This is a genomic window from Arthrobacter koreensis (assembly GCF_035792275.1).
GTDB lineage: Bacteria > Actinomycetota > Actinomycetes > Actinomycetales > Micrococcaceae > Arthrobacter_B > Arthrobacter_B koreensis_A.
The window spans coordinates 25,108-44,113 of record NZ_JAMWKK010000008.1 but is presented as its reverse complement, the minus strand read 5'-3'; the positions used below and the strand labels follow the sequence as shown (position 1 = coordinate 44,113).

19 protein-coding genes and 1 riboswitch are annotated in these 19,006 nt (G+C 64.5%); of the genes, 4 read left to right on the top strand and 15 right to left on the bottom strand.

Annotated features, from left to right (window positions below):
- Positions 1-19: 19 nt before the first annotated feature.
- A complete protein-coding gene (locus NGB94_RS09595; RefSeq protein ID WP_325790398.1) occupies positions 20-823 on the top strand; it encodes a 3-oxoacyl-ACP reductase in 804 nt (267 codons plus the stop codon).
- A gap of 66 nt (positions 824-889) precedes the next feature.
- Here NGB94_RS09595 and NGB94_RS09590 read toward each other — a convergent pair whose 3' ends face one another.
- Positions 890-2,536, bottom strand: coding sequence for a catalase (locus NGB94_RS09590; RefSeq protein ID WP_325790397.1), 1,647 nt, complete (start codon positions 2,534-2,536; stop codon positions 890-892).
- Positions 2,537-2,676: 140 nt separating this feature from the next.
- Between NGB94_RS09590 and NGB94_RS09585 the strand changes: the two genes are divergently transcribed.
- Positions 2,677-3,108: a pyridoxamine 5'-phosphate oxidase family protein gene (locus NGB94_RS09585; RefSeq protein WP_325790396.1), complete on the top strand. Its 432-nt coding sequence runs from the start codon at positions 2,677-2,679 to the stop codon at positions 3,106-3,108.
- Between the two features lie 64 nt (positions 3,109-3,172).
- On the opposite strand, the gene NGB94_RS09580 is transcribed toward NGB94_RS09585, so the two are convergent.
- Positions 3,173-4,069, bottom strand: coding sequence for a phosphodiesterase (locus NGB94_RS09580; protein WP_325790395.1), 897 nt, complete (start codon positions 4,067-4,069; stop codon positions 3,173-3,175).
- Between the two features lie 254 nt (positions 4,070-4,323).
- Here NGB94_RS09580 and NGB94_RS09575 point away from each other — a divergent pair, with 254 nt between their 5' ends.
- Entirely contained in the window at positions 4,324-4,848 is a 525-nt protein-coding gene (locus tag NGB94_RS09575; RefSeq protein WP_325790394.1) for a hypothetical protein, read from the top strand.
- 41 nt (positions 4,849-4,889) lie between these two features.
- Here the strand turns inward: NGB94_RS09575 and NGB94_RS09570 are convergent, their stop codons facing one another.
- From NGB94_RS09570 to NGB94_RS09530, 9 genes are all read right to left on the bottom strand, one after another.
- Complete coding sequence (locus NGB94_RS09570) at positions 4,890-6,440, bottom strand: purine-cytosine permease family protein (RefSeq protein WP_325790393.1); 1,551 nt, start codon at positions 6,438-6,440, stop codon at positions 4,890-4,892.
- A gap of 195 nt (positions 6,441-6,635) precedes the next feature.
- Entirely contained in the window at positions 6,636-7,661 is a 1,026-nt protein-coding gene (locus tag NGB94_RS09565) for a zinc-binding dehydrogenase (protein WP_325790392.1), read from the bottom strand.
- A gap of 92 nt (positions 7,662-7,753) precedes the next feature.
- On the bottom strand, positions 7,754-8,809 hold the full coding sequence (locus NGB94_RS09560; RefSeq protein WP_325790391.1) for a zinc-dependent alcohol dehydrogenase family protein: 1,056 nt from the start codon (positions 8,807-8,809) through the stop codon (positions 7,754-7,756).
- Between the two features lie 148 nt (positions 8,810-8,957).
- Positions 8,958-9,353 carry a YchJ family protein gene (locus NGB94_RS09555; protein WP_325790390.1) on the bottom strand — a complete coding sequence of 132 codons (396 nt, stop codon included), beginning with the start codon at positions 9,351-9,353 and terminating at the stop codon, positions 8,958-8,960.
- A 72-nt stretch (positions 9,354-9,425) separates the two neighbouring features.
- Complete coding sequence (locus NGB94_RS09550) at positions 9,426-10,865, bottom strand: protein kinase domain-containing protein (RefSeq protein ID WP_418910632.1); 1,440 nt, start codon at positions 10,863-10,865, stop codon at positions 9,426-9,428.
- A 291-nt stretch (positions 10,866-11,156) separates the two neighbouring features.
- A complete protein-coding gene (locus tag NGB94_RS09545; RefSeq protein ID WP_325790388.1) occupies positions 11,157-12,464 on the bottom strand; it encodes an Nramp family divalent metal transporter in 1,308 nt (435 codons plus the stop codon).
- A gap of 103 nt (positions 12,465-12,567) precedes the next feature.
- The gene (locus NGB94_RS09540) at positions 12,568-12,963 is read right to left on the bottom strand and encodes a hypothetical protein (protein ID WP_325790387.1); all 396 of its coding nucleotides are present in this window, start codon (positions 12,961-12,963) and stop codon (positions 12,568-12,570) included.
- Between the two features lie 156 nt (positions 12,964-13,119).
- A riboswitch (SAM riboswitch) is annotated at positions 13,120-13,244 on the bottom strand.
- A 61-nt stretch (positions 13,245-13,305) separates the two neighbouring features.
- Positions 13,306-13,755 (bottom strand): hypothetical protein, encoded by a 450-nt coding sequence (locus NGB94_RS09535; protein WP_325790386.1) that lies wholly within the window; start codon positions 13,753-13,755, stop codon positions 13,306-13,308.
- Positions 13,756-13,915: 160 nt separating this feature from the next.
- Positions 13,916-14,119, bottom strand: a complete 204-nt coding sequence (locus tag NGB94_RS09530; protein ID WP_066298618.1) for a cold-shock protein — start codon at positions 14,117-14,119, stop codon at positions 13,916-13,918.
- Between the two features lie 211 nt (positions 14,120-14,330).
- Here NGB94_RS09530 and glsA point away from each other — a divergent pair, with 211 nt between their 5' ends.
- Entirely contained in the window at positions 14,331-16,145 is a 1,815-nt protein-coding gene (glsA, locus tag NGB94_RS09525) for a glutaminase A (RefSeq protein WP_325790385.1), read from the top strand.
- 182 nt (positions 16,146-16,327) lie between these two features.
- Here the strand turns inward: glsA and NGB94_RS09520 are convergent, their stop codons facing one another.
- The 4 genes from NGB94_RS09520 to NGB94_RS09505 all read right to left on the bottom strand — a co-directional run bounded on the left by NGB94_RS09520 (position 16,328) and on the right by NGB94_RS09505 (position 18,975).
- A complete protein-coding gene (locus NGB94_RS09520) occupies positions 16,328-16,531 on the bottom strand; it encodes a cold-shock protein (protein WP_055240158.1) in 204 nt (67 codons plus the stop codon).
- A 230-nt stretch (positions 16,532-16,761) separates the two neighbouring features.
- Positions 16,762-17,319 carry a DUF421 domain-containing protein gene (locus NGB94_RS09515; RefSeq protein ID WP_325790384.1) on the bottom strand — a complete coding sequence of 186 codons (558 nt, stop codon included), beginning with the start codon at positions 17,317-17,319 and terminating at the stop codon, positions 16,762-16,764.
- A 90-nt stretch (positions 17,320-17,409) separates the two neighbouring features.
- Entirely contained in the window at positions 17,410-17,880 is a 471-nt protein-coding gene (locus tag NGB94_RS09510; protein WP_325790383.1) for an acyl-CoA thioesterase, read from the bottom strand.
- 105 nt (positions 17,881-17,985) lie between these two features.
- Positions 17,986-18,975 (bottom strand): LLM class flavin-dependent oxidoreductase, encoded by a 990-nt coding sequence (locus NGB94_RS09505; RefSeq protein ID WP_325790382.1) that lies wholly within the window; start codon positions 18,973-18,975, stop codon positions 17,986-17,988.
- Between the last annotated feature and the right edge of the window lie 31 nt (positions 18,976-19,006).

The following is a 19,006-nucleotide window of genomic DNA, read 5'->3' as shown; positions in this document are numbered from 1 at the left end:
TCCCACGAAGGGAAACACCATGTCAGAACAGGTCTCACCGGAACACCCCGCACCAGCACTGCGCAGGCTGGAAGGCCGCAGCGCCGTCATCACCGGCGGCGGCAGCGGCATCGGCCTCGCCACGGCCCGCCGGCTGGCAGTGGAAGGCGCGCACGTCGTCGTCGGGGACGTGGATCCGGTGGCCGGGAAGGCTGCCGCCCATGAAGTGGGCGGACTGTTCGTGCCCGTGGACGTCACGAACGAAGAAGAAGTGCGGCGGCTCTACGAGGCGACGCAGGAAACCTACGGCCGGGTGGACATTGCGTTCAACAACGCCGGGATCTCGCCGCCGGAGGACGCCTCCATCCTGGAGACGGGAATCGAGGCCTGGCGGCGGGTTCAGGAAGTAAACCTGACGTCGGTCTACTACTGCTGCAAGTACGCGCTGCCGCACATGCTCGCGGCCGGCAAGGGATCCATCATCAATACCGCCTCCTTCGTGGCGGTGATGGGAGCGGCCACCTCGCAGATTTCCTACAGCGCTTCCAAGGGCGGGGTGCTGGCGATGAGCCGGGAACTCGGCGTCGAATTCGCCCGCCAGGGGGTGCGGGTAAACGCACTGTGCCCCGGACCGGTAAACACGCCGCTGCTGCAGGAACTCTTTGCCAAGGACCCGGAGCGGGCGGCCCGCCGGCTGGTGCACATTCCCCTGGGACGGTTCGCCGAGCCGGAGGAACTGGCCGGTGCGGTCGCGTTCCTGGCCAGTGACGATTCGTCCTTCATCACGGCGTCAACCTTTATGGTGGACGGCGGCATCTCAGGCGCGTACGTGACTCCGGCCTAGCCGGGGCATTAACGCAGCAAACGGCGGCCGGCTGGACCGGCCGCCGTTTGCGCGTGACGCGAAGTATTAGCGGGTTACCACCACATGCTCGTTGGGCACGCAATGGGTCATGGTCAGGCCCTCAACGTTCCGCGGGCCGTTGCTGCCCAGGTTCTTCACCCGCTCCTGCTCCTCCTCGGTCAGGGTCTGGGTGGGCAGCGGACCAAGATCCTTGATCTCGGCCAGCCCGATGCCCAGGCCCTCGCCCACGCGGGCGCCGAGTTCGTCGTCGCACATGTAGAAGTGCCAGAGCATCCGTTCCTGTACCGGGCGGGCTGCCTGGGAGATGTTGTCGACGAAGTTCTTGACCAGATCGTCCTTCTCCCACTGTTCCATCAACTGGTAACGCTGCCCGGCCTGCAGGTAGTCATTGGTCCGCTCGATCCGGGCCCGGGTCAGGCGGCCTTCCAGCTCGGGACCGACCGCGGACGGACCCTGCTTTGGGGCCTCCTGGACGCCGCCGGTAATGCTCGGCTCATAGTTCACGTGCGGGTTCTGCCCCGGTGCCAGGTCCGTTCCGTAGGACATCTGCCCGCCGCGCTGGTTGGTGGCAACCTTCGCGTTCTTCGGAGAGTTGACCGGCAGCTGCAGATAGTTCGGGCCCACCCGGTAGCGCTGGGTGTCCGAGTAGCTGAAGGTGCGTCCGACCAGCATCTTGTCATCGGAGAACTCCAGGCCGTCCACCAGCACACCGGTGCCGAAGGAGATCTGTTCGTTCTCGTTGTGGTGGTCGGAAACGTTCCGGTTCAGCGTCATGATGCCCACGAGCTGCGGCACAAAGACCTCTTCGGGCCAGGTCTTGGTGTCATCGAGCGGATCGAAGTCCAGTTCCGGATGATCGTTGTCATCCATCATCTGCACGTACAGGTCCCACTGCGGATAGTCGCCCCGCTCAATGGCCTCGTAGAGGTCCTTGGAGGCGTGTCCCAGGTCGCCCGCCTGGATGTTCGCGGCGTCCTCTTCGGTCAGGGACTTCACGCCCTGCCGGGGCTGCCAGTGGTACTTCACCAGCTTTGACTCCCCATCGGCGTTGACCCAGCGGTAGGTGTTCACGCCGAAGCCCTGCATGTGCCGGTAATCCGCCGGGATGCCGCGCGGGCTGAAGAGGTTCACCAGCATGTGCATCGACTCAGGGGTCTGTGACATGAAGTCGAAGATCCGGGCCGGTTCCTGGCGGAAGGTCACGGGGTCCGGCTTCAGGGAATGGATGACGTCCGGGAACTTGATCGCGTCACGGATGAAGAAGACGCCCAGGTTGTTGCCCACCATGTCCCAGTTGCCGTCTTCGGTGTAGAACTTCACCGCGAAGCCGCGCGGATCCCGGGCAGCTTCGGACGAATCCCGGCCGCCGATCACCGTGGAGAACCGGATGGCGACGTCCGTCTTCTTGCCCGGCTCCGAGAAAAGCCTGGCACGGGTGTATTTGGAAATGGGTTCATCACCCCACTTGCCCGTTGCCTCGAACTCGCCGTAGGCCACGAACCCGCGGGCGTGGACCACGCGCTCCGGAATCCGTTCACGGTCGAAGTGGCTGATTTTCTCCAGGAACTGGTAATTCTCCAGGGTTGCCGGTCCGCGCGAACCCACCGTACGGGTGTTCTGGTTGTCCGAGACAGGATGGCCCTGCCGGGTGGTCAGGCTTTCCTGGGGCGAATACTTCTTGTCGCCCGTCATCATGCTCTCTCTCAGTCGAGGTCGTGCCGATTAGGTCAGCAAGCTTACCGTTTCCATGGTAGCGGCGCAGGTTGGGCAAGCCAGGCCGCTGCCGGAACAGGTGGCTGGCGGCACGGGGCCCGGGTTGGCAGACTGGAGGCATGACTACTGAAGAACGGCCTCCGGTTGTTGAGCTCACGGCAGAAGAAGCCTGGAAGTACGTCGAAAAGACCTACCACGGGCGAATCGCAGTCAGCGTGGGCAACCAGCCCGACATTTTCCCCATCAACTACTACGCGCACGACGGCGTGGTCCTGTTCCGGACGGCCCCCGGCACCAAACTGGCCGGCCTGACGATCAATTCCCACGTGGCGTTTGAAACCGACGGCATTCTGAGCGACGAAGCCTGGTCCGTCATCATCAAGGGCACCTGCCGGGAACTGGACCGCAGCGCAGAGATCGAAGAGGCTGAGCAGTTCCCGCTGAAGCCATGGGTGCGTACACCGAAGTACCGCTACGTCGAGCTCACTCCTGAATCGATCACCGGCCGGTTCTTCAACCTCGGCCCGGAACCGGATCCCGACGAACTCTAAACGAGACGGCAGAAACTGCTCATTTGAGGGCTGGAACGGGCAGTCTGCTATCTCGATGGCGTGGCTACACGTTGCTGAGCGTCCGGGCGTCCAGGATCCGCCGCCCTGCGGCTTCCAGCCGGCGGCGGGTCTCAGCTTCATCGACGCGTTCGCCGACTGTTTCGCTCTCTTCCAGCGGCACGACGGAGTGGACTACCGAGTCCTCGTAGACGTGGATCATGTTGAAGCCCTGCGCTGCGTCCTGGCCCCGGGTTCCGGGAGTAGCCAGGTCCTGGGTGTAACAGGTGGCCGAGGCCACTGATACCGGAATGCCCGCGAACGTCGTGAAGGTCGAATAGTGCAGGTGTCCGGCAATAACTGCCCGGACATCGGATCCTTCCAGGGCTGCGGCAAGATCGCGCTGATGGCGGAGTTCCACCAGGACTGTCAGATCCTGGACGCTGGGAACCGGCGGATGGTGCAGCGCCAGGATGGTGCCCTCCGGAGCCGGTGTCCGCAGCACTGAACGCAGCCAGGAAAGCTGGGAATCGCTGAGTTCACCGTGGTGGTATCCCGGCACGGTTGAATCCAGGGTCACTATGCGCAGGCCATTGACCTCGTACACGCGGTCCATCGGCGCCATGTCCGGGGCCTCGTCCAGCAGACGTTCCTTGAAGTGCTGCCGCTTGTCATGGTTGCCCATGACCCAGATGACCTTGGCGCCCATCTGCTCCGCCGCCGGCTCAACGATCGAGCGGAGTTCGTCATAGGCCTCCGGCTCGCCTTTGTCCGTCAGGTCGCCGGTGAAGACGATAGCTTCGGGTTTGCGCTCTGCCTCTGCCAGGCGTTCGAAGAGAGATATCAGCTTGGCCCGGCTGTCCACCGCTCCGTACAGCGGATCCGGTCCGGCCAGGAGGTGGGTGTCGCTCAGATGAAGGATGAAATGTCGCGGCCGGGGGTGCTCGGCCGGGAGGTAATCCATTGGTGACCTTCTCGTGTCGATGACGGGTTGCCCAGTACCTCTTTAATAAAAGCAGAAATCAGGCCTCCGGGGGCACTTTGCGTCGGCATGTTGATCCCGGGAACCGAATGTCCGACTGCCGGCCATAGACCGTTAACCCATGTCCGGGGCCGCCTCCGTATTCTTCGGTCCGCTTGGGCCACAGGCTCTTCCACACACTGGGGTGCCGCCGTAGGCTCGTGCGTGGAAACTGCCTACTTGAGTTAGGAACCACCATGAAACTCAGCCACATCCCGCTGCGGCTCACCACCGGCGCCTACATCCTGAACTCGGGCCTGAACAAGCGCAGCCTGGACGAGGAATCCGCGGCCGGGCTGCAGCATCTGGCCGGCAATGCCTTTCCGCAGGTCATGGACCTGGAGCCGGCACGGTTCGGCAAACTGCTCTGCGCTGCCGAAATCACCGTCGGCCTCACCCTGCTAACGCCCTTCATTCCCAGCCGGCTGGCGGGGCTGGTTCTTGGAGCGTTCTCCGGCGGGATGATGCGGATGTACCTCAAGACGCCGGACTTCACCGAGGAGGACGGCATCCGCCCCAGCGCTGCGGGGGTCCCGTTCGCGAAGGATATCTGGATGCTGGGGATCGCGGCTGCCCTGGTGCTGGACACCAAGAGCAAGACAAAGACCAAGACCAAGGTCGTCAAGGTGCCGACGCCGGTGAAGGCCACCGCGGCTGCTGCGGCGGTCAAGGCTGCGAAGGACATCAAGGAGTCCAAGGATTCCAAGTCGAAGAAAGACTAGTGCCTCCACACCGGGCGGTTAGCCCCGGCTGTGCAGGACTGTTATGCCACGGGTGCCGGTTCCCCCTGGTCCCCGGCCTCTGCGGTGATGGGAGTGTTCTTCGGCGCCCCGGCGCGGACGAACCTGGGCCCTTGCGGACCATACGCGTCAGCAGGCTCCGGGAACAGGGTGAGCACCAGCGGATAAAGCACGGCTGCCAGGCCCATGGAGACCGGAATGCTCAGGTCCACGCCCGCAGCGAGATTTCCCAGCGGGCCCACGAACTGCCCGGGCAGGTTCACGAACAGCAGTCCGGTCACGGCGGAGACTCCCCAGACACCCATGGCGCGCCAGTTCCAGCCCTTGTTGAACCAGTACCGGCCGCCGACCTGCCGGCGGTTGAATACCTGCAGTGAATCCGAGTGGTACCAGCCTCGGCGGGTGATGTAGCCGGTGATCATGATGATCATCCACGGCGCCGTGCACGTGACGATCAGCACCGCGAAGGTCGAGATGCTCTGGACAATGTTGAACGCGAACCGCCCCACGAAGATGAAGATGATCGCGAGCGTGCCAATGAATACGGTGGCCTGGACCCGGGAGAAGCGCGGGAAGACCGATGAGAAGTCCAGGCCGGTGCCGTAGAGCGCGGTGGTGCCGGTGGACATGCCGCCGATCAGTGCGATCAGGCAGACCGGAAGGAAATACCAGGCCGGGGAGATTTCGAGCAGCCCGCCCACGTAGTCGGAGCTTTCAAGGAACGCAGGTGCCTGGATTGCCACAACCGTGGCAGTGACCAGCCCAAAGAGGAACGGGATTATGGTTCCGATTTGGGCCAGGAACGCGGCAGCCATCACCTTGATCTTGGGGGTCTCTGCGGGGACGTAACGGGACCAGTCGCCCAGGAATGCGCCGAAGGAAACCGGGTTGGACATGGCGATCAGGGCCGCGCCGATGAAGGAGGGCCAGAACAGGGCGGCCGTCCCCGCGTCGGCGCCGGGGCCGAAGATGCCCGGGTAGGACGGGTCGAACGCTCCGGCGAAGGCAAAGATGCCGAGCAGGAAGAGGGCTGAGGCAGCGACCACCGCAATCTTGTTGACCCAGAGCATAAAGCGGTAGCCGTAGATGCAGACAGTCAGGATCAGGACGGCGAAGACCGCGTAGGCGATGCTGAGGGTGAAGACGTTGTTGGGCAGGCCCACCAGGCGGTTGGCGCCTCCCACCAGCGCATCCCCTGAGCTCCACACCGAGATGGAAAAGAACGCGAAGGCCGTCAGCAGGGAGAGGAAGGACCCCACGATCCGGCCATGAACGCCCAGGTGGGCAGAGGATGAGACGGCGTTGTTGGTGCCGTTGGTCGGACCGAAAACGGCCATGGGCGCCAGGACCAGCGCACCGGCAACCACCCCCAGGACCGTGGCCAGCACGGCGTCGCGGAAGGAGAGTCCGAAAATGATGGGAAACGACCCCAGCACCACGGTGGCGAAGGTGTTTGCTCCACCGAACGTCAGCCGGAACAGGTCGAGCGGGCGGGAAGTCCTTTCCGCGGCGGGGATCGGCTCAATGCCGTGGTGTTCGACGCGGGTGACCGGGGGTGCTGCTGCGCTCATCATGCCTCGGATTCGTTCAGGTGGAGGGTTCCGGCACCGGGGAGGGCTGCGGGAGCAGGTGTCGGATGGCCTACCAGCGAGTGGCACAACTAAACAACAAAAATTGCCTCACGGACAACATCACGTTCAGACCGAAACATCCGGGCGTCACAAATGCTTCATCAAAACAGCTGCGGAGGGCTTCAGCGATTGGAGTTCCTATGGAACGAGCACGATCCGGATTGGGTTTCCTTCTTTCGCATCCAGGAGCTTCACGGCCTTTTCCGCATCACTGAGCGGAAGGCGTGCGCTAATTGACCGGGCGAAGTCCAGGCGTCCCAGGCGCGTCAGCGAGACCAGCTGCGGAACATGATGCGCTTCCGAACCGTAGTGGCCAAGGACCTGCTTCCGCGCATAGGAGAACCCGGTACTGTCCCCGATGGTCACGGGCTTGCCGCTGAGGCCCACCAGCACCAGGCGGCCACGGACCCCAAGGCTTGCCAGCGCCTGGCTGCGCACGGCATCGACGCCGGCGAAGTCCAGGGCCGCGTCGAGTCCCCGGCCGCCGGTTGCCGATGCCACTGCCTCGGCGAAGTCCCCGGCCTGCGGATCCAGGGCCAGGTCTGCCCCGAGCTCCAGGGCGCGGGCACGTGCTTCAGGGATCGGGTCGACGGCAATGATGGGAGCCGCGCCCACCATCCGGAGGAGCTGGACGCCGTGGGCTCCCAGCCCTCCGATCCCCCAGACACCCACCGCTTCCCCGGCCCGAACCTCCGCGGTGGAGGCAATGGCCGCCCAGGGCGTGGAAACGGCGTCGGGAATGATGGAGGCCTGGTCAAACGGAATGTCGTTTCCCAGCGGAACACACACACCGGCGGGCACCACCAGGTACTCGGCCCACCCGCCGTCGTAGTCCACGCCCATGGTGAGGGTCACCCCGTTGTACTCATAACCTGCCTGCACCACCACCCGGTCCCCCGGTGCCAGGGAGGTCACTCCGGGGCCGGGCAAATCGATGGTTCCGGCGACTTCGTGGCCGAGGGTCACTTCGGCGCCCTTGAGGAACTTGGGCCGCAGCAGGCCCTGAATCAGGTGGACGTCCGAGAGGCAGACGCCTGCGGCTTCCACCTTTACCCGGACGAATCCCGGACCGGGATCCGGAACCGGGACTTCCCTGAGCGCGAAGGTGCCGGTTTCGACATTAAGCCGGCCGGCGATCATGGTGCGGGACGCATCTTCGGACATTTGCATACCCCCTTGATACTGGAAGTGCGGCGCGCTGCTGCGCACCGCACTTCCAGTATGTTCGGGCGGGCGACCCGCTCCAAAACGAACGCCTAGGCGTTCAGGACAACCTTCAGGGCGTCCGTTTCCGCGGCACGGGAGAACGTGTCGTAGGCGGTCATCATGTCGTTGAGCGGATACCGGTGGCTGATGAACTCCTCGGCCGGGAGCTTCCCCTCGGCCATGAGCTTCAGCAGCATGGACAGAGTGTCCGTGTTGACCAGGCCCATGCTGATGTCGATGTTCTCGATCCACAGCCGGTCCAGTTCTAGGCTCACCGGCTTGCCGTGAACACCCACATTCGCCACGTTGCCGCCGGGGCGGACAATCTCGGTGCACATCTCAAAGGTCCGCGGAATACCCACGGCCTCCACCGCAACATCCACGCCCCAGCCGTCTGTCTGGGACATGATCTGCTCTTTCCAGTCCGAGTCGCCGGAGTTCACCCCGTGGGTGGCTCCGAAGCGGCGGGCCTGGTCCACCCGGTTCTGGTCCAGGTCAACGGCGATGATCTTCGCCGCGCCGTACAGACCGGCGGTGGAAATCACGGCAAGGCCAACGGGCCCGGCACCGATGACTGCGACGACGTCGCCGGGCTTGGTCTGGCCGTACTGAACGCCCATCTCGAAGCCGGTGGGGAAAATGTCGCTCAGCAGCACACCGTGCTCGGCGGAGACACCCTCGGGAAGGATGTACATCGAGGTGTCCGCGTACGGAACCCGCACGTACTCCGCCTGGGTTCCATCGATCAGGTGCCCGAAGATCCAGCCGATTCCGGACTGGCCCTCCGAACCGGTGCAGTGTGAGTACAGCCCGTCCTTGCAGAAGCTGCAGGAGCCGTCCGCAGAGACACAGGAAAGGATGACCTTGTCCCCTGCCTTGAAGTTGGTAACGCCCGACCCCGTCTCGGTGACGGTGCCGACCCCTTCATGGCCGAGGATCCGGCCGGGTGTCACAGCGGGGACGTCGCCCTTGAGGATGTGCAGGTCCGTTCCGCAGATGGTGGTGGTGTCAATCTTGACGATCACGTCGCGGGGATCCTGGATCGTTGGATCCGGCACATCCTTCCAGGCTTTCTGTCCGGGGCCTTCGTAAACGAGTGCTTTCATGGTGTCCTCGTTCTGCTGGGGTCCGACCACTGGCAGGCGCGTACGCCTGTTCGGGAGACTTCCCTGTTCAGGCCCGTATCCTCCGGGCCCACCGTCGGACGCTACTTAAGCCTAGGCTCGCGGCCGGACGGGCGGAAGGCAGGAGGCGCTAGTCGCCGGCTACATAGAGCCATCGGCCGCCTTCCCGCACGAAGGTGCTGCGTTCGCGCTGCACACCGGCGGCACCGTCCTGGCGGTAATGGGCTTCAAAGGTAACGACGCCGGTCGAGTCCAGCGGCGAGCCGGCAACGCTGGAGAGGATGTCCAGCCGCCGCCAGGTCATTTCGGGCTCCAGTTCCACGTGGGCAGGACGGGAACTCGGGTGCCAGGTGCGCACAAGGTAGTCAGCGTCCCCCGTGACGAAAGCGGTATAGCGCGAACGCATCAGCGCCTCCGCTGTGGGGGCAGGAGAGGTACCGGCGTGGAAACGCCGGCAGCAGTGCCCGTAAGTGTCACCGCTCAGGCACGGACAGCGGTCAGTCTCGGATAACGCCGGAAAACTCATTTATCCAGTATGCGAGGTCCCAGGCATCCATGCCTAACACCGGCCCGTGTCCAGGCAGGAGTGTTTCCGCTCCTACTGCGGGCTTCCGGTGCTGGTCCCGCCGACCTGCCCGGGCTGCGGCTGCTGGTTCACCGAATCCGCAGCACCAACCCGGCCTGCGGCCAGCACGACGGCGACGGTCAGGACGGTCATTGCCAGGACTGCCAGCAGCGCACGTCCCGCCAGAACCGCCCGCCCGGGAGGCAGCGGGAAAACTGCCGCCGGTGCGGCCGCGGCACGGGCCGCACGCTCCGCCCGTGCGCCCGTCCGGGACCCAGCCCGGCCTGCTGCTCCGGCCCGGTCTGCCGCTCCGGCCCGGTCTGCCGCTCCGGCCAGGGCAACCCGTCCGATCGAGGGAGGGGTGGGCGGCGCAGCAGGGGTGTGGATGTCCGGATGGTCCGACTCATCCTTGGCGAGGTACGCCGCCGCGGCCCGCTCCATGGCAGGGGTACGGCCGTCGGGGAACGCGGCTCCAACGGCCGGCGCAGGGTCGGCAGGGACAGCGCGGTCGGCAGGGACGGGGCGGTCAGCACGGACGGCGCGGTCGGCGCGGTCGGCGGGGACAGCGCGGTCGGGACCGGTGGCCTGCGGGCCATCCGCGGCGCCGTCGGCCGTTGTCTCACCCGTCGCGTGGTCCAGCGGGGAATGCCCGGCAGACTGTGCCCGCTCTCCGGAGGCCGGGGGTGCGGCAGGAAGTACCCAGCGGTAGTCCAGCAGGGCAGCCGACACCTCGGCAGCGGTTGGCCTGGAGTCCGGATCCCGGGCAGTCATGCCCGCCAGCAGTGAAGGCCACTGGGGTCCCAGCGAACCGGGGATTTCAGGGTCCCGGCTCAGGCGCGCGACGGCGGCCTCGAGGGGACTGCCGCCGAACTCGATCCGTCCGGTGAGGCATTCGAGCAGCACGAGGCCCAGCGAGTAGATGTCCGAGGACGCCGAAGCCGAGCGGCCGGACGCCTGTTCGGGGCTGAGGTAGTTGGCTGTGCCGAGGGTGGCTCCCGTCGCCGTGTACCGTGCGCCGTCGATCATCCGGGCAATTCCGAAGTCGGTGAGCTTGGCACGCGGAGCCGTGCCCGCTATGGCCGGAGGCAGCAGGATGTTGGCGGGTTTCACGTCCCGGTGGATGACACCCCGGGCGTGGATGTAAGCCAGCGCACCGGCGAGTTCCGCCCCCACGTACGCAACGTCAACTGCAGGAACCGGGCTCTCCCGGAGCCGCTTGCGCAGGTCCGGGCCGTCCACCAGTTCCATGACCAGGAAAGCCCGCGGCTCTCCGTCCGGGCCGTCGTCCCGTCCGGCATCGTCCTTGCCGGCGTCGTACAGCGTGACCAGCCCGGGATGGGTGAGGGAAGCCAGAAGCCGCATCTCTGTTTCCTGCCGCCCGACGTCGTCGGGATCGACAGCACTGGCCCGGAAGAGCTTCACGGCGATGTCGCGGCCGAGAGCCTCGTCCAGTCCTCGATAGACGGTGGCCATGCCACCGTGGCCAATAGGTTCGATGAGTCGGTATCGGCCCGCAATCAGACGATTCAGGCCACCCGCTGCGCTGATTTCCATGCTGCAACCTTCTCTCGCCATTACAGCGTAACGGAGGGTTCTCAGCGCGTACCTGGGGTCCCGCTACATATTTTCGAACTGCGTTTTTCCCTCGTGGATGCCGGGGCAATACGCTAAACTGCCCTGCCGCGCTGGTGCGCGGCAGGGCAGTCTGAGGGTGCATCGATCAGGGTTTCCGGAACCGGCCGGAGGGCCGTTCCCGGGGCCGGACTATTCTCCGCCGAATACCGGCGCAAGAGCCTTCCAGGCCTGCTGCAGGCCCAGGATGATGAACAGCAGGGCAGTGATTCCCAGCGCGAGGTTTGTGTGCAGGCGGTTGGCCCATTCCTTCGGAATGCGCTTTCCGTTGAGCAGGCCCAGCAGCGTGACTGCGAGGAACGGCATGAACAGCGAGCCCAGCACGCCGTACGCCAGGATCAGGCCGATGGGCTGGCCCAGGGCGAACAGGATCATGGGCGGGAAGGTCAGCCACAGGACGTAGAACTTGAAGTACTTGCCGCCCACACGGGTGTCCGGGTGGCCGGATTCCTTGCCGCGCATGTTCCCCCAGAAGTCGGCGAACATCAGGGATACGCCGTTCCAGACGCCGATGATGGAGGAGAAGGACGCTGCCCAGAAACCTACCAGGAAGCCGGTGCCCACGAAGTCGCCGTATTCGAGCTTCAGGACGTCGTAGAGATCCAGCAGGCCCTTGTCTCCGGCGCTGAGGGTGATGCCTGCGGTGCGGACAACTTCAGCACCGACGATGAGCATGGCAATGACGAAGATGCCCGTCATGACGTACGCCATCGAGTTGTCGATGCGCATGACCTTCATCCACTTGGGCGTGTACCAGCCCTTTTCGCGCAGCCAGTAGCCGTAGGCCGCCAGCGTGATGGTGCCGCCGACGCCGCCGGCCAGTGCCAGCGTGTAGACGACGCCGCCCTCGGGGATCATCGGGACCAAGCCCTTGAACATCTCGGGGATGTTGGGCATGGCGATGATGGCCAGGCCCACAACGGTGACGAACATCAGGCCAACGAGGACGGCGGTGATCTTCTCGAAGGTTGCGTACTTGCCGAACCACACCATCACGAAGCCGGCCAGTCCCATCAGGATGGCCCAGGCCCACAGCGGCAGGAACGGGAAGACCGCTGCCAGCGGAAGGGCGGCGGATGACATGGCAGTGGCGCCGTAGACGAAGCCCCAGATCATGATGTACGGGCCGAAGTACCAGGTGGTCCAGCGGCCCAGGGAGCGCCAGCCCTCAAAGATGGTCTTGCCGGTGGCGAGCGTGAAACGGCCCGCTCCCTCAACCAGGATGATCTTCAGGATGACGCCGAGGATGACCGCCCAGAGCAGCCCGTAGCCGTAGCGGGAACCCGCCACCAGGGTGGCGACCATGTCTGCTGCGCCAACACCCGTGGCCGCAACCACGAGTCCGGGGCCAACAATTTTCCATTTGGCAGCTTTGCCGCCGTCATCATCGATCCGCTCTGAATGCGGTACTGCATCCGCGCGGGGAGTGTTTTCAGCCATCGGCCAGGAATTCCTAACTTGCGAGTGTCCGCGGCGCCAAGACAGCACGCGGCAGTGTGCCCGGCCTCACCCGGGACAATGAATTCTCTCACAGGGGTTGCGGTCAGCGGAATTCCGTGAATGGACTGACCGCTTGCGCCCCACAGGCCACAAAGGACTCAGGTTCGGGGGTGACGATGGTCAGCCTGCGCTGGATCGCCGTCGCCGCGAGCCATGATTTCAGGGTGCCTCGGGGGTCCTGGAGAGCCGGCTCCGGCAGCGTGCGCCAGAGCAGGGCGGTCTCGTGGTCCACGGGAAGAATGTTGGCCGTGAACCGCGCGGACAGTTCGCGCAGCCATGCCGGGGAACAGGACTCAAGCTCCCCCACGGTCAGCGCCGAAACGAACACCCGGAGGTGGCTTCGGCTGCGGAGGAAACTGACGACGGCGGGGTCCGGCGAATCGCTGCGGACCTCCGCCAGGACCGGGGTGTCCAGCAGCAGGCCCGAGGGTCCGCTCATACGGCCGCGGCCGGCTCGCCGAGGAGGAAGTTAACAAACGCCTCCCGGATGCTGACCAGGGCCTCATAATCCTGCAGGCTCACTGCGTTGAGGGATGCTGTAACGGGAATTGCTGGGGCATTATCCATGGCTGCGGCGCCGGGCGCCGGTCCTTTCGGCGTGCTCTTGCCTGGCACCGGTTGCCCTGGGGCGAGTGCAGGCCGCTTCTTCATCCGAACCACCCAACGAGCGTGGGGTTGGTATGCGGCCAAGTCGGAGCTTGGCGGCCGCAGTTCTTGAAGCTGTTAGGAGTATAGACAGATACACGCCGTTTTGTGCGCTGCGTTACGCCCGGCCGCGTGCCTAGCCGGAATAGGTTCCGTTGAAGCGCTCCGGAACCCACTCCAGGAAGATGTTCGCCGTGACCGGTCCTACTCCGGGGAACTCTTCCAGCCTGCGCCGAAGCTCCTCCGGGGAACCCGCGCCCTTCACCATGTCCTGGACCGATCCGTACTCCTTGAGGACTCCGGCCATGACGGCATGGAGTTCGTCGTCTTCCTTCCAGCGGTAATGGACGTAGCCGCCTTCGGTGAGCAGGCGCATCAGCTGGTCCCTGCTGATGCCTGCGAACTTTTCCGGGCTGGTGAGTCCGTTATCGATCAGCACGTGCCAGGTGCGCGCCGCTATGTCCTGCTGGATCCGCTTGCCAAACAGCAGGCTCGCCAGCAGCCAGCGGTACAGCTGGCCGGGAGCACCTGAGCTGAGGTCGATTCCAAGGTCTGCCGGAGTCATCTTCTTCTCGCTGGTAGCCATGCTGTTCAAAGTACGCCGGCGGCGCTGGACAGAGAACGCCTGCAGGACGAATTCCGGAGCCGGACGGCAGACCCGGACAGTGCCTTAAACACCGGATGCAGGACGGGTTCCGTCCTGCATCCGTGTCCAGCTGGCCCGTGAAAGGGCCGGAAGTCTTTGGTTAGACAGCCTGGATGTTTACCGCCTGGGGGCCCTTGGGTCCCTGTTCGGTATCGAAGCTAACCTTCTGGTTCTCTTCGAGGGAGCGGTAGCCGCTCGCGTTGATGGCGGAGTAGTGGGCGAAAACATCGGCGCTGCCGTCATCGGGCTCGATGAAGCCGAAGCCCTTTTCGGAGTTGAACCATTTCACGGTGCCTGTTGCCATTTTTAATCATCCTTCTGAGGCGAAACATCCCCGACCGTCGAGGAGTTTCCAGCTGAAGTGTCCCACGCAGCGTTGGACAAAAAAAGCGGCTGGCCCTGGATCCGGGTTTCGCCGCTTGAAGTTCAAAACGCTCAACACAACAACTGTGAGCCAGTATACACAGAGGTAACGGTCTGGTCACGGGGTTTCCATGCCCCCGTAGGGTGGAAGGATGGACTCCCCCATTCACCGTTACCTGCAGCGAATCCACGCCGAGATAGCCGACCTGAAGGACGGCAAACCGTACAGCTCGATTCCGGCGATGGCGAACGTCGATCCCAACAACTTCGGCATCGTCCTGGCCACTGCGGACGGGTATGTCTACGAGATCGGCGATACGCGCGAGGAGTTCAGCATCCAGTCCATCTCCAAGCCGTTCACCTACGGCCTGGCGCTGGCGGACCGCGGCATGGACGACGTCGACGCGAAGGTTGATGTTGAGCCGTCCGGGGATTCCTTCAACGAGATTTCCCTGGCCGAGGGTACCGGACGTCCGGCGAATGCAATGATCAATGCCGGCGCCCTGACGGCGACGTCCCTGGTGCGCGGGTCCGGCGGCAACTCGCGGTTCAAGCGGATACTCAACACGTATTCGGCTTTCGCCGGCCGCCAGCTCTCGGTCAGTGAACGGATCTACCAGTCCGAGCTCAGGTCAGGCCACCGCAACCATGCCCTGGCCTATCTGCTGCGCAGCTTCGACATCATTGAGTCCGATCCCACCCCGGTCATCGAGGACTACTTCCGCCAGTGCTCCGTCATGGTCAACACGCTGGACCTGGCCATGATGGCTGCGACCCTGGCCAACAGCGGCCGCAACCCGCTGACCAACGAGCAGGTCCTCGAGATCGCCCAGGTGGAGCGGGTGCTTTCGGTCATGGCGACCTGCGGCATGTACGACGACGCGGGTGCCTGGATGAGCAGCGTCGGCATGCCGGCGAAGTCCGGTGTAGCCGGCGGAACGATTGCGGTGCTTCCGGGCCAGATCGGACTGGCTGTCTACTCTCCGCCCCTGGACCAGCACGGCAGCAGCGTCCGCGGCGTCGCCGTCGCCCAGCGTCTTTCCAGCGACCTTGAACTCCATTTTGTCCGCGCCGGACGCACGGGCCGTTCCGCACTGCGCGGCTCCTACGACATCGGCACCACTCCCTCGGGCATCCGCCGGAGCGAGGAGGCAGCCAATGTGCTGCGCGCCAACATCACCCGGGCGCGGATCCTGGAGCTGAACGGCGACCTGCTCTTTGCCGGTGCCGAGGCCGTGGTGCGGGAACTCGCGTCCCTGGATGACGACGTCGAACTGGTGGTCCTGGACCTGCGCAGCGTGGACGAGGTTTCCGGGGTGGCGATGCGCATGTTCGCCGAAGCCGCCCAGATGCTCACCCAGGCCGGACGCAGCCTGGCGATCGTGGACTCCGAGGGCGCTGTGGCCGAGAGCCTGATGGAGGACGGACATGACATCCAGTCCTTCGCTACCCGTTCCGCCGCGGTGGAATGGTGCGAGGAGGAACTGTTGGAGCGTCACGCCGCTGGCCTGGTCCAGCCGGCACGCATCCTGCCCATGGACTCCCCCGCCCTTGCACCCATGGGCGAGGAGAGGGCGAAGGATGTGGCCGGACGGATGGAGAAGCTCACGTATAACGACGGCGAGGTCATCCGCCGGATCGGCCAGCGTTTCAGCGGTGTCTACTTCATTGCCTCCGGCCACGTGCAGACGCTCATGCCCGGTCCTGACGGGCACCGGGTCAAGCTGAACCGGCTGGGTGCCGGCATGACGTTCGGTGAAATGGCGCTTGGTGAGGACAAGCGGCAGGAAACAACGGTGAAGGCCGACGGCGCTGTGGAGGTCTGGCGGCTTCCGGCGGAGGAGATCTCCGGGATGGAAGAGAACGAGCCGGGTCTGGCCATGCAGTTCTGGCGCGCTCTCACCCAGGACGCCTATACCCGCGTGGAGCAGTACCTGCGCGAAACCGCCGTGCGCGTGCAGGATTAGGCCCCCTACAATTCCGCCCCAGCCGTCGAGAGGCCAGTTACGGCCCGTTTGAACGCTCAAACGAGCCGTAACTGGCCTCTCGAGGGGTTTTGGGATGGGTTAAACAAGAAGAGCAGGACGGTTTCCCGTCCTGCTCTTCTTTTTAGATGCCTGCCTTTGCGGCGGCGTCTAGGCTTCTGAAATTAGAGGCCCTGAATGTTCGTGGCCTGCGGACCCTTGGGGCCCTGCTCGGTGTCGAAAGAGACCTTCTGGTTCTCTTCGAGGGACTTGTAGCCGCTGGAGTTGATAGCGGAGTAGTGAGCGAAGACGTCGGCGCTGCCGTCGTCCGGCTCAATGAAGCCGAAGCCCTTTTCGGAGTTAAACCACTTCACGGTACCTGTAGCCATTTTAATATTCCTTCTGGATTGAAACACTTCCCGACTTTCGGGAGGTTTCAGTCGCGGTGTTCCTTTACCGCTTTTACAGAAAAGCGGCTAGCCCGTTTGGGTTTCGCCGCTTGAAATACAAAATGCGCAACACAACAACTGAGAAAGACTCTACACGGGATGCCCCCGAACACCTAATCGGAGTCCCGGGCCCGGGTGCAGCCCGGCATGTGCGGTCGGTCCGTGTACGGCTACTCCGGCCGCAGCAGCTCGCCCGGGATCCTGTCCCCGCCCACCACGCGGCGCAGCAATTCCCGGTCCACCAGCGCTCCCCTGCGCAGGACGCTGACGTCCCCGGTGGGTTCGAGCAGCACAAGCGCGACTTCGGAGAAGTTGCGGATTCCGGCCTGGCGCAGTTTAAAGTACAGCTCGTCGTTCTGGAGCCGGGCTTTTTTGAGGTTGTCCGCCATGATTTCTTCCCCGGCCATGAGCAGGACCGGCCTGCTGCTCAGGTACACACCCTGCCTGGTGCGCCGGAGGAACGCCTCCAGCCGCATCATCGTGAACAGGGTGACGAGTCCGATGACCCCGGCGGCCAGGGTGGGTGTGTACCCGAGGATGACCCGGCCCACGACGGCTCCCAGGGCAATGACGATCGCTTTGTCGAGGGTGGACCAGCTGGCCAGCGCCCGCTGCCCGAAGCCCCTGATTAAAAGGAAGAAGGCCAGATAGATTCCGAGGGCTGAAAGAACCACCCAGAGGGCTTCCACCGGTGTGATGCCAAGGCTGTACCACGGGTTGTTCGACACAGCAGGTCCTCCTCAGGCAGGCAGCGGCCCCCGGAACCTCGCGTGATGCTGTCTCAGATGGTAGTCCGCCGGCTTTTCTTCCGGGACCCGTCAGGCAAAGACCGAGGTTCCCGTGTGCTGACGAAGCAGTTCCCGCTGCTCTGAACTGACGCGCTGCAGTGCTCCGGTGGCAGCATCGACGAAGGCCAGGGTCGTTTCCGCCTTGATGCACGGCTTATTCGTGACCGGGTCTGATACCAGATAGGAGATGGCCATGCTGGCGCCCTTGACGGAGCTGAACCAGATATCCACGTCAGCAGGGATATTGCGGTATTCAAGCGGGGCGAGGTATTTGACCCGGTGCTCGGAGACGAGGGACTGGGTATTCGGCGGCACCATGTTGAAAAGCGGCACCGGCGGCTCAATTCCCGGCGCCCCGGTACCCCCGGGCGGACCGAACGCGAGGATCCTGGCTTCTTCCAGCATCCGGATCACTTCAACGTTGTTGATGTGGCCGTAGGCGTCCATATCGGACCAGCGCATCGGCACGTGAACCCGGATGACGTGGGCGGATGTTTCCATGCCTAGATTCTGGCACAGCCCTCCCCCACATCGAGACAGCAGAAACGGCCCGTATGAGGCTCCAAACGGGCAGTTTCTGTTCTCTCGGAGGGAGGGGACGAGGGGTTAGGCGGGGATGAGCTCCGCGGCCTCGGCCAGCAGGGTGAAGGAACGCAGGCGCTGCTCCAGGGTCGGAGCGTGGGTGGCGACGATCAGCTCATCAGCTGCTGCATGCTCGGCGAACCAGTCAAGGTACTGGCGGACTTCGCCCGGTGTTCCGACGGCGGAGTAGTGGCCCATCATTTTGATGTGCTGGCCTGCCGGAGACTCAAGCACCAGGTCTGCTTCCGCATCCGTGTAGGTGCGGTCCTTGCCCAGCAGCTGGGTGACCCGGCGGCGCTGGGACTGCTTGAAGATGGCGTCCGCTTCCTCGGTGGTGGGGGCAGCGAGGGCGTTGACGCCGGCAATGACGTACGGCTCGGCCAGCTGCTCGGAGGGCTGGAACTCGCGCCGGTACAGGGCGACGGCATCCTGCAGTGCCTGCGGCGCGAAGTGGGAGGCAAAGGAGTACGGCAGGCCCAGAGCGGCGGCCAGGCGGGCGCCGAAGAGCGAGGAGCCGAGGATGTAGAGCGGCACGTTGGTGCCCTTGCCCGGAATGGCGTCGATGCCCGGAATCAGGCTGTTGCCGGTGAGGTAGCCCTGCAGCTCCTGGACATCCCGCGGGAAACTGTCCGCTGACATGGGATCACGGCGCAGCGCCCGCATGGTCTTCTGGTCGCTGCCCGGCGCGCGGCCCAGCCCCAGGTCGATGCGTCCGGGGTACAGGGACTCCAGGGTGCCGAACTGCTCGGCGATGGTCAGCGGAGCGTGGTTGGGCAGCATGATGCCGCCGGCACCGAGCCGGATGGTGGAGGTGTTGGCGCCAATGTAGGAGATCAGCACGCTCGTGGCCGAGGACGCGATGGTAGGCATGTTGTGGTGCTCCGCGTACCAGACGCGGCGGTACCCCAGTTTCTCCGCGTGCTGGGCCAGAGCCAGGCTTTCCCGGAAGGAGTCGGCAGCAGTCCCGCCCTCTTCAATGGAGGCGAAGTCGAGGATGGAAAGCGGGTACGTCATGGGAAAGCCGGCCTTTCGTTGCGCTGAGTGG

What these genes read in the sequence shown, in the direction of transcription:
- NGB94_RS09560 (WP_325790391.1), bottom strand. Translation starts at nt 8,809, where the DNA reads ATGAAAGCACTCGTTTACGAAGGCCCCGGACAGAAAGCCTGGAAGGAT.
- NGB94_RS09580 (WP_325790395.1), bottom strand. Translation starts at nt 4,069, where the DNA reads ATGGATTACCTCCCGGCCGAGCACCCCCGGCCGCGACATTTCATCCTT.
- NGB94_RS09510 (WP_325790383.1), bottom strand. Translation starts at nt 17,880, where the DNA reads ATGGAAACATCCGCCCACGTCATCCGGGTTCACGTGCCGATGCGCTGG.
- glsA (WP_325790385.1), top strand. Translation starts at nt 14,331, where the DNA reads ATGGACTCCCCCATTCACCGTTACCTGCAGCGAATCCACGCCGAGATA.
- NGB94_RS09590 (WP_325790397.1), bottom strand. Translation starts at nt 2,536, where the DNA reads ATGACGGGCGACAAGAAGTATTCGCCCCAGGAAAGCCTGACCACCCGG.
- NGB94_RS09540 (WP_325790387.1), bottom strand. Translation starts at nt 12,963, where the DNA reads ATGAGCGGACCCTCGGGCCTGCTGCTGGACACCCCGGTCCTGGCGGAG.
- NGB94_RS09585 (WP_325790396.1), top strand. Translation starts at nt 2,677, where the DNA reads ATGACTACTGAAGAACGGCCTCCGGTTGTTGAGCTCACGGCAGAAGAA.
- NGB94_RS09555 (WP_325790390.1), bottom strand. Translation starts at nt 9,353, where the DNA reads ATGAGTTTTCCGGCGTTATCCGAGACTGACCGCTGTCCGTGCCTGAGC.
- NGB94_RS09505 (WP_325790382.1), bottom strand. Translation starts at nt 18,975, where the DNA reads ATGACGTACCCGCTTTCCATCCTCGACTTCGCCTCCATTGAAGAGGGC.
- NGB94_RS09530 (WP_066298618.1), bottom strand. Translation starts at nt 14,119, where the DNA reads ATGGCAACAGGCACCGTGAAATGGTTCAACTCCGAAAAGGGCTTCGGC.
- NGB94_RS09520 (WP_055240158.1), bottom strand. Translation starts at nt 16,531, where the DNA reads ATGGCTACAGGTACCGTGAAGTGGTTTAACTCCGAAAAGGGCTTCGGC.
- NGB94_RS09595 (WP_325790398.1), top strand. Translation starts at nt 20, where the DNA reads ATGTCAGAACAGGTCTCACCGGAACACCCCGCACCAGCACTGCGCAGG.
- NGB94_RS09565 (WP_325790392.1), bottom strand. Translation starts at nt 7,661, where the DNA reads ATGTCCGAAGATGCGTCCCGCACCATGATCGCCGGCCGGCTTAATGTC.
- NGB94_RS09570 (WP_325790393.1), bottom strand. Translation starts at nt 6,440, where the DNA reads ATGATGAGCGCAGCAGCACCCCCGGTCACCCGCGTCGAACACCACGGC.
- NGB94_RS09545 (WP_325790388.1), bottom strand. Translation starts at nt 12,464, where the DNA reads ATGGCTGAAAACACTCCCCGCGCGGATGCAGTACCGCATTCAGAGCGG.
- NGB94_RS09575 (WP_325790394.1), top strand. Translation starts at nt 4,324, where the DNA reads ATGAAACTCAGCCACATCCCGCTGCGGCTCACCACCGGCGCCTACATC.
- NGB94_RS09550 (WP_418910632.1), bottom strand. Translation starts at nt 10,865, where the DNA reads ATGGCCACCGTCTATCGAGGACTGGACGAGGCTCTCGGCCGCGACATC.
- NGB94_RS09535 (WP_325790386.1), bottom strand. Translation starts at nt 13,755, where the DNA reads ATGGCTACCAGCGAGAAGAAGATGACTCCGGCAGACCTTGGAATCGAC.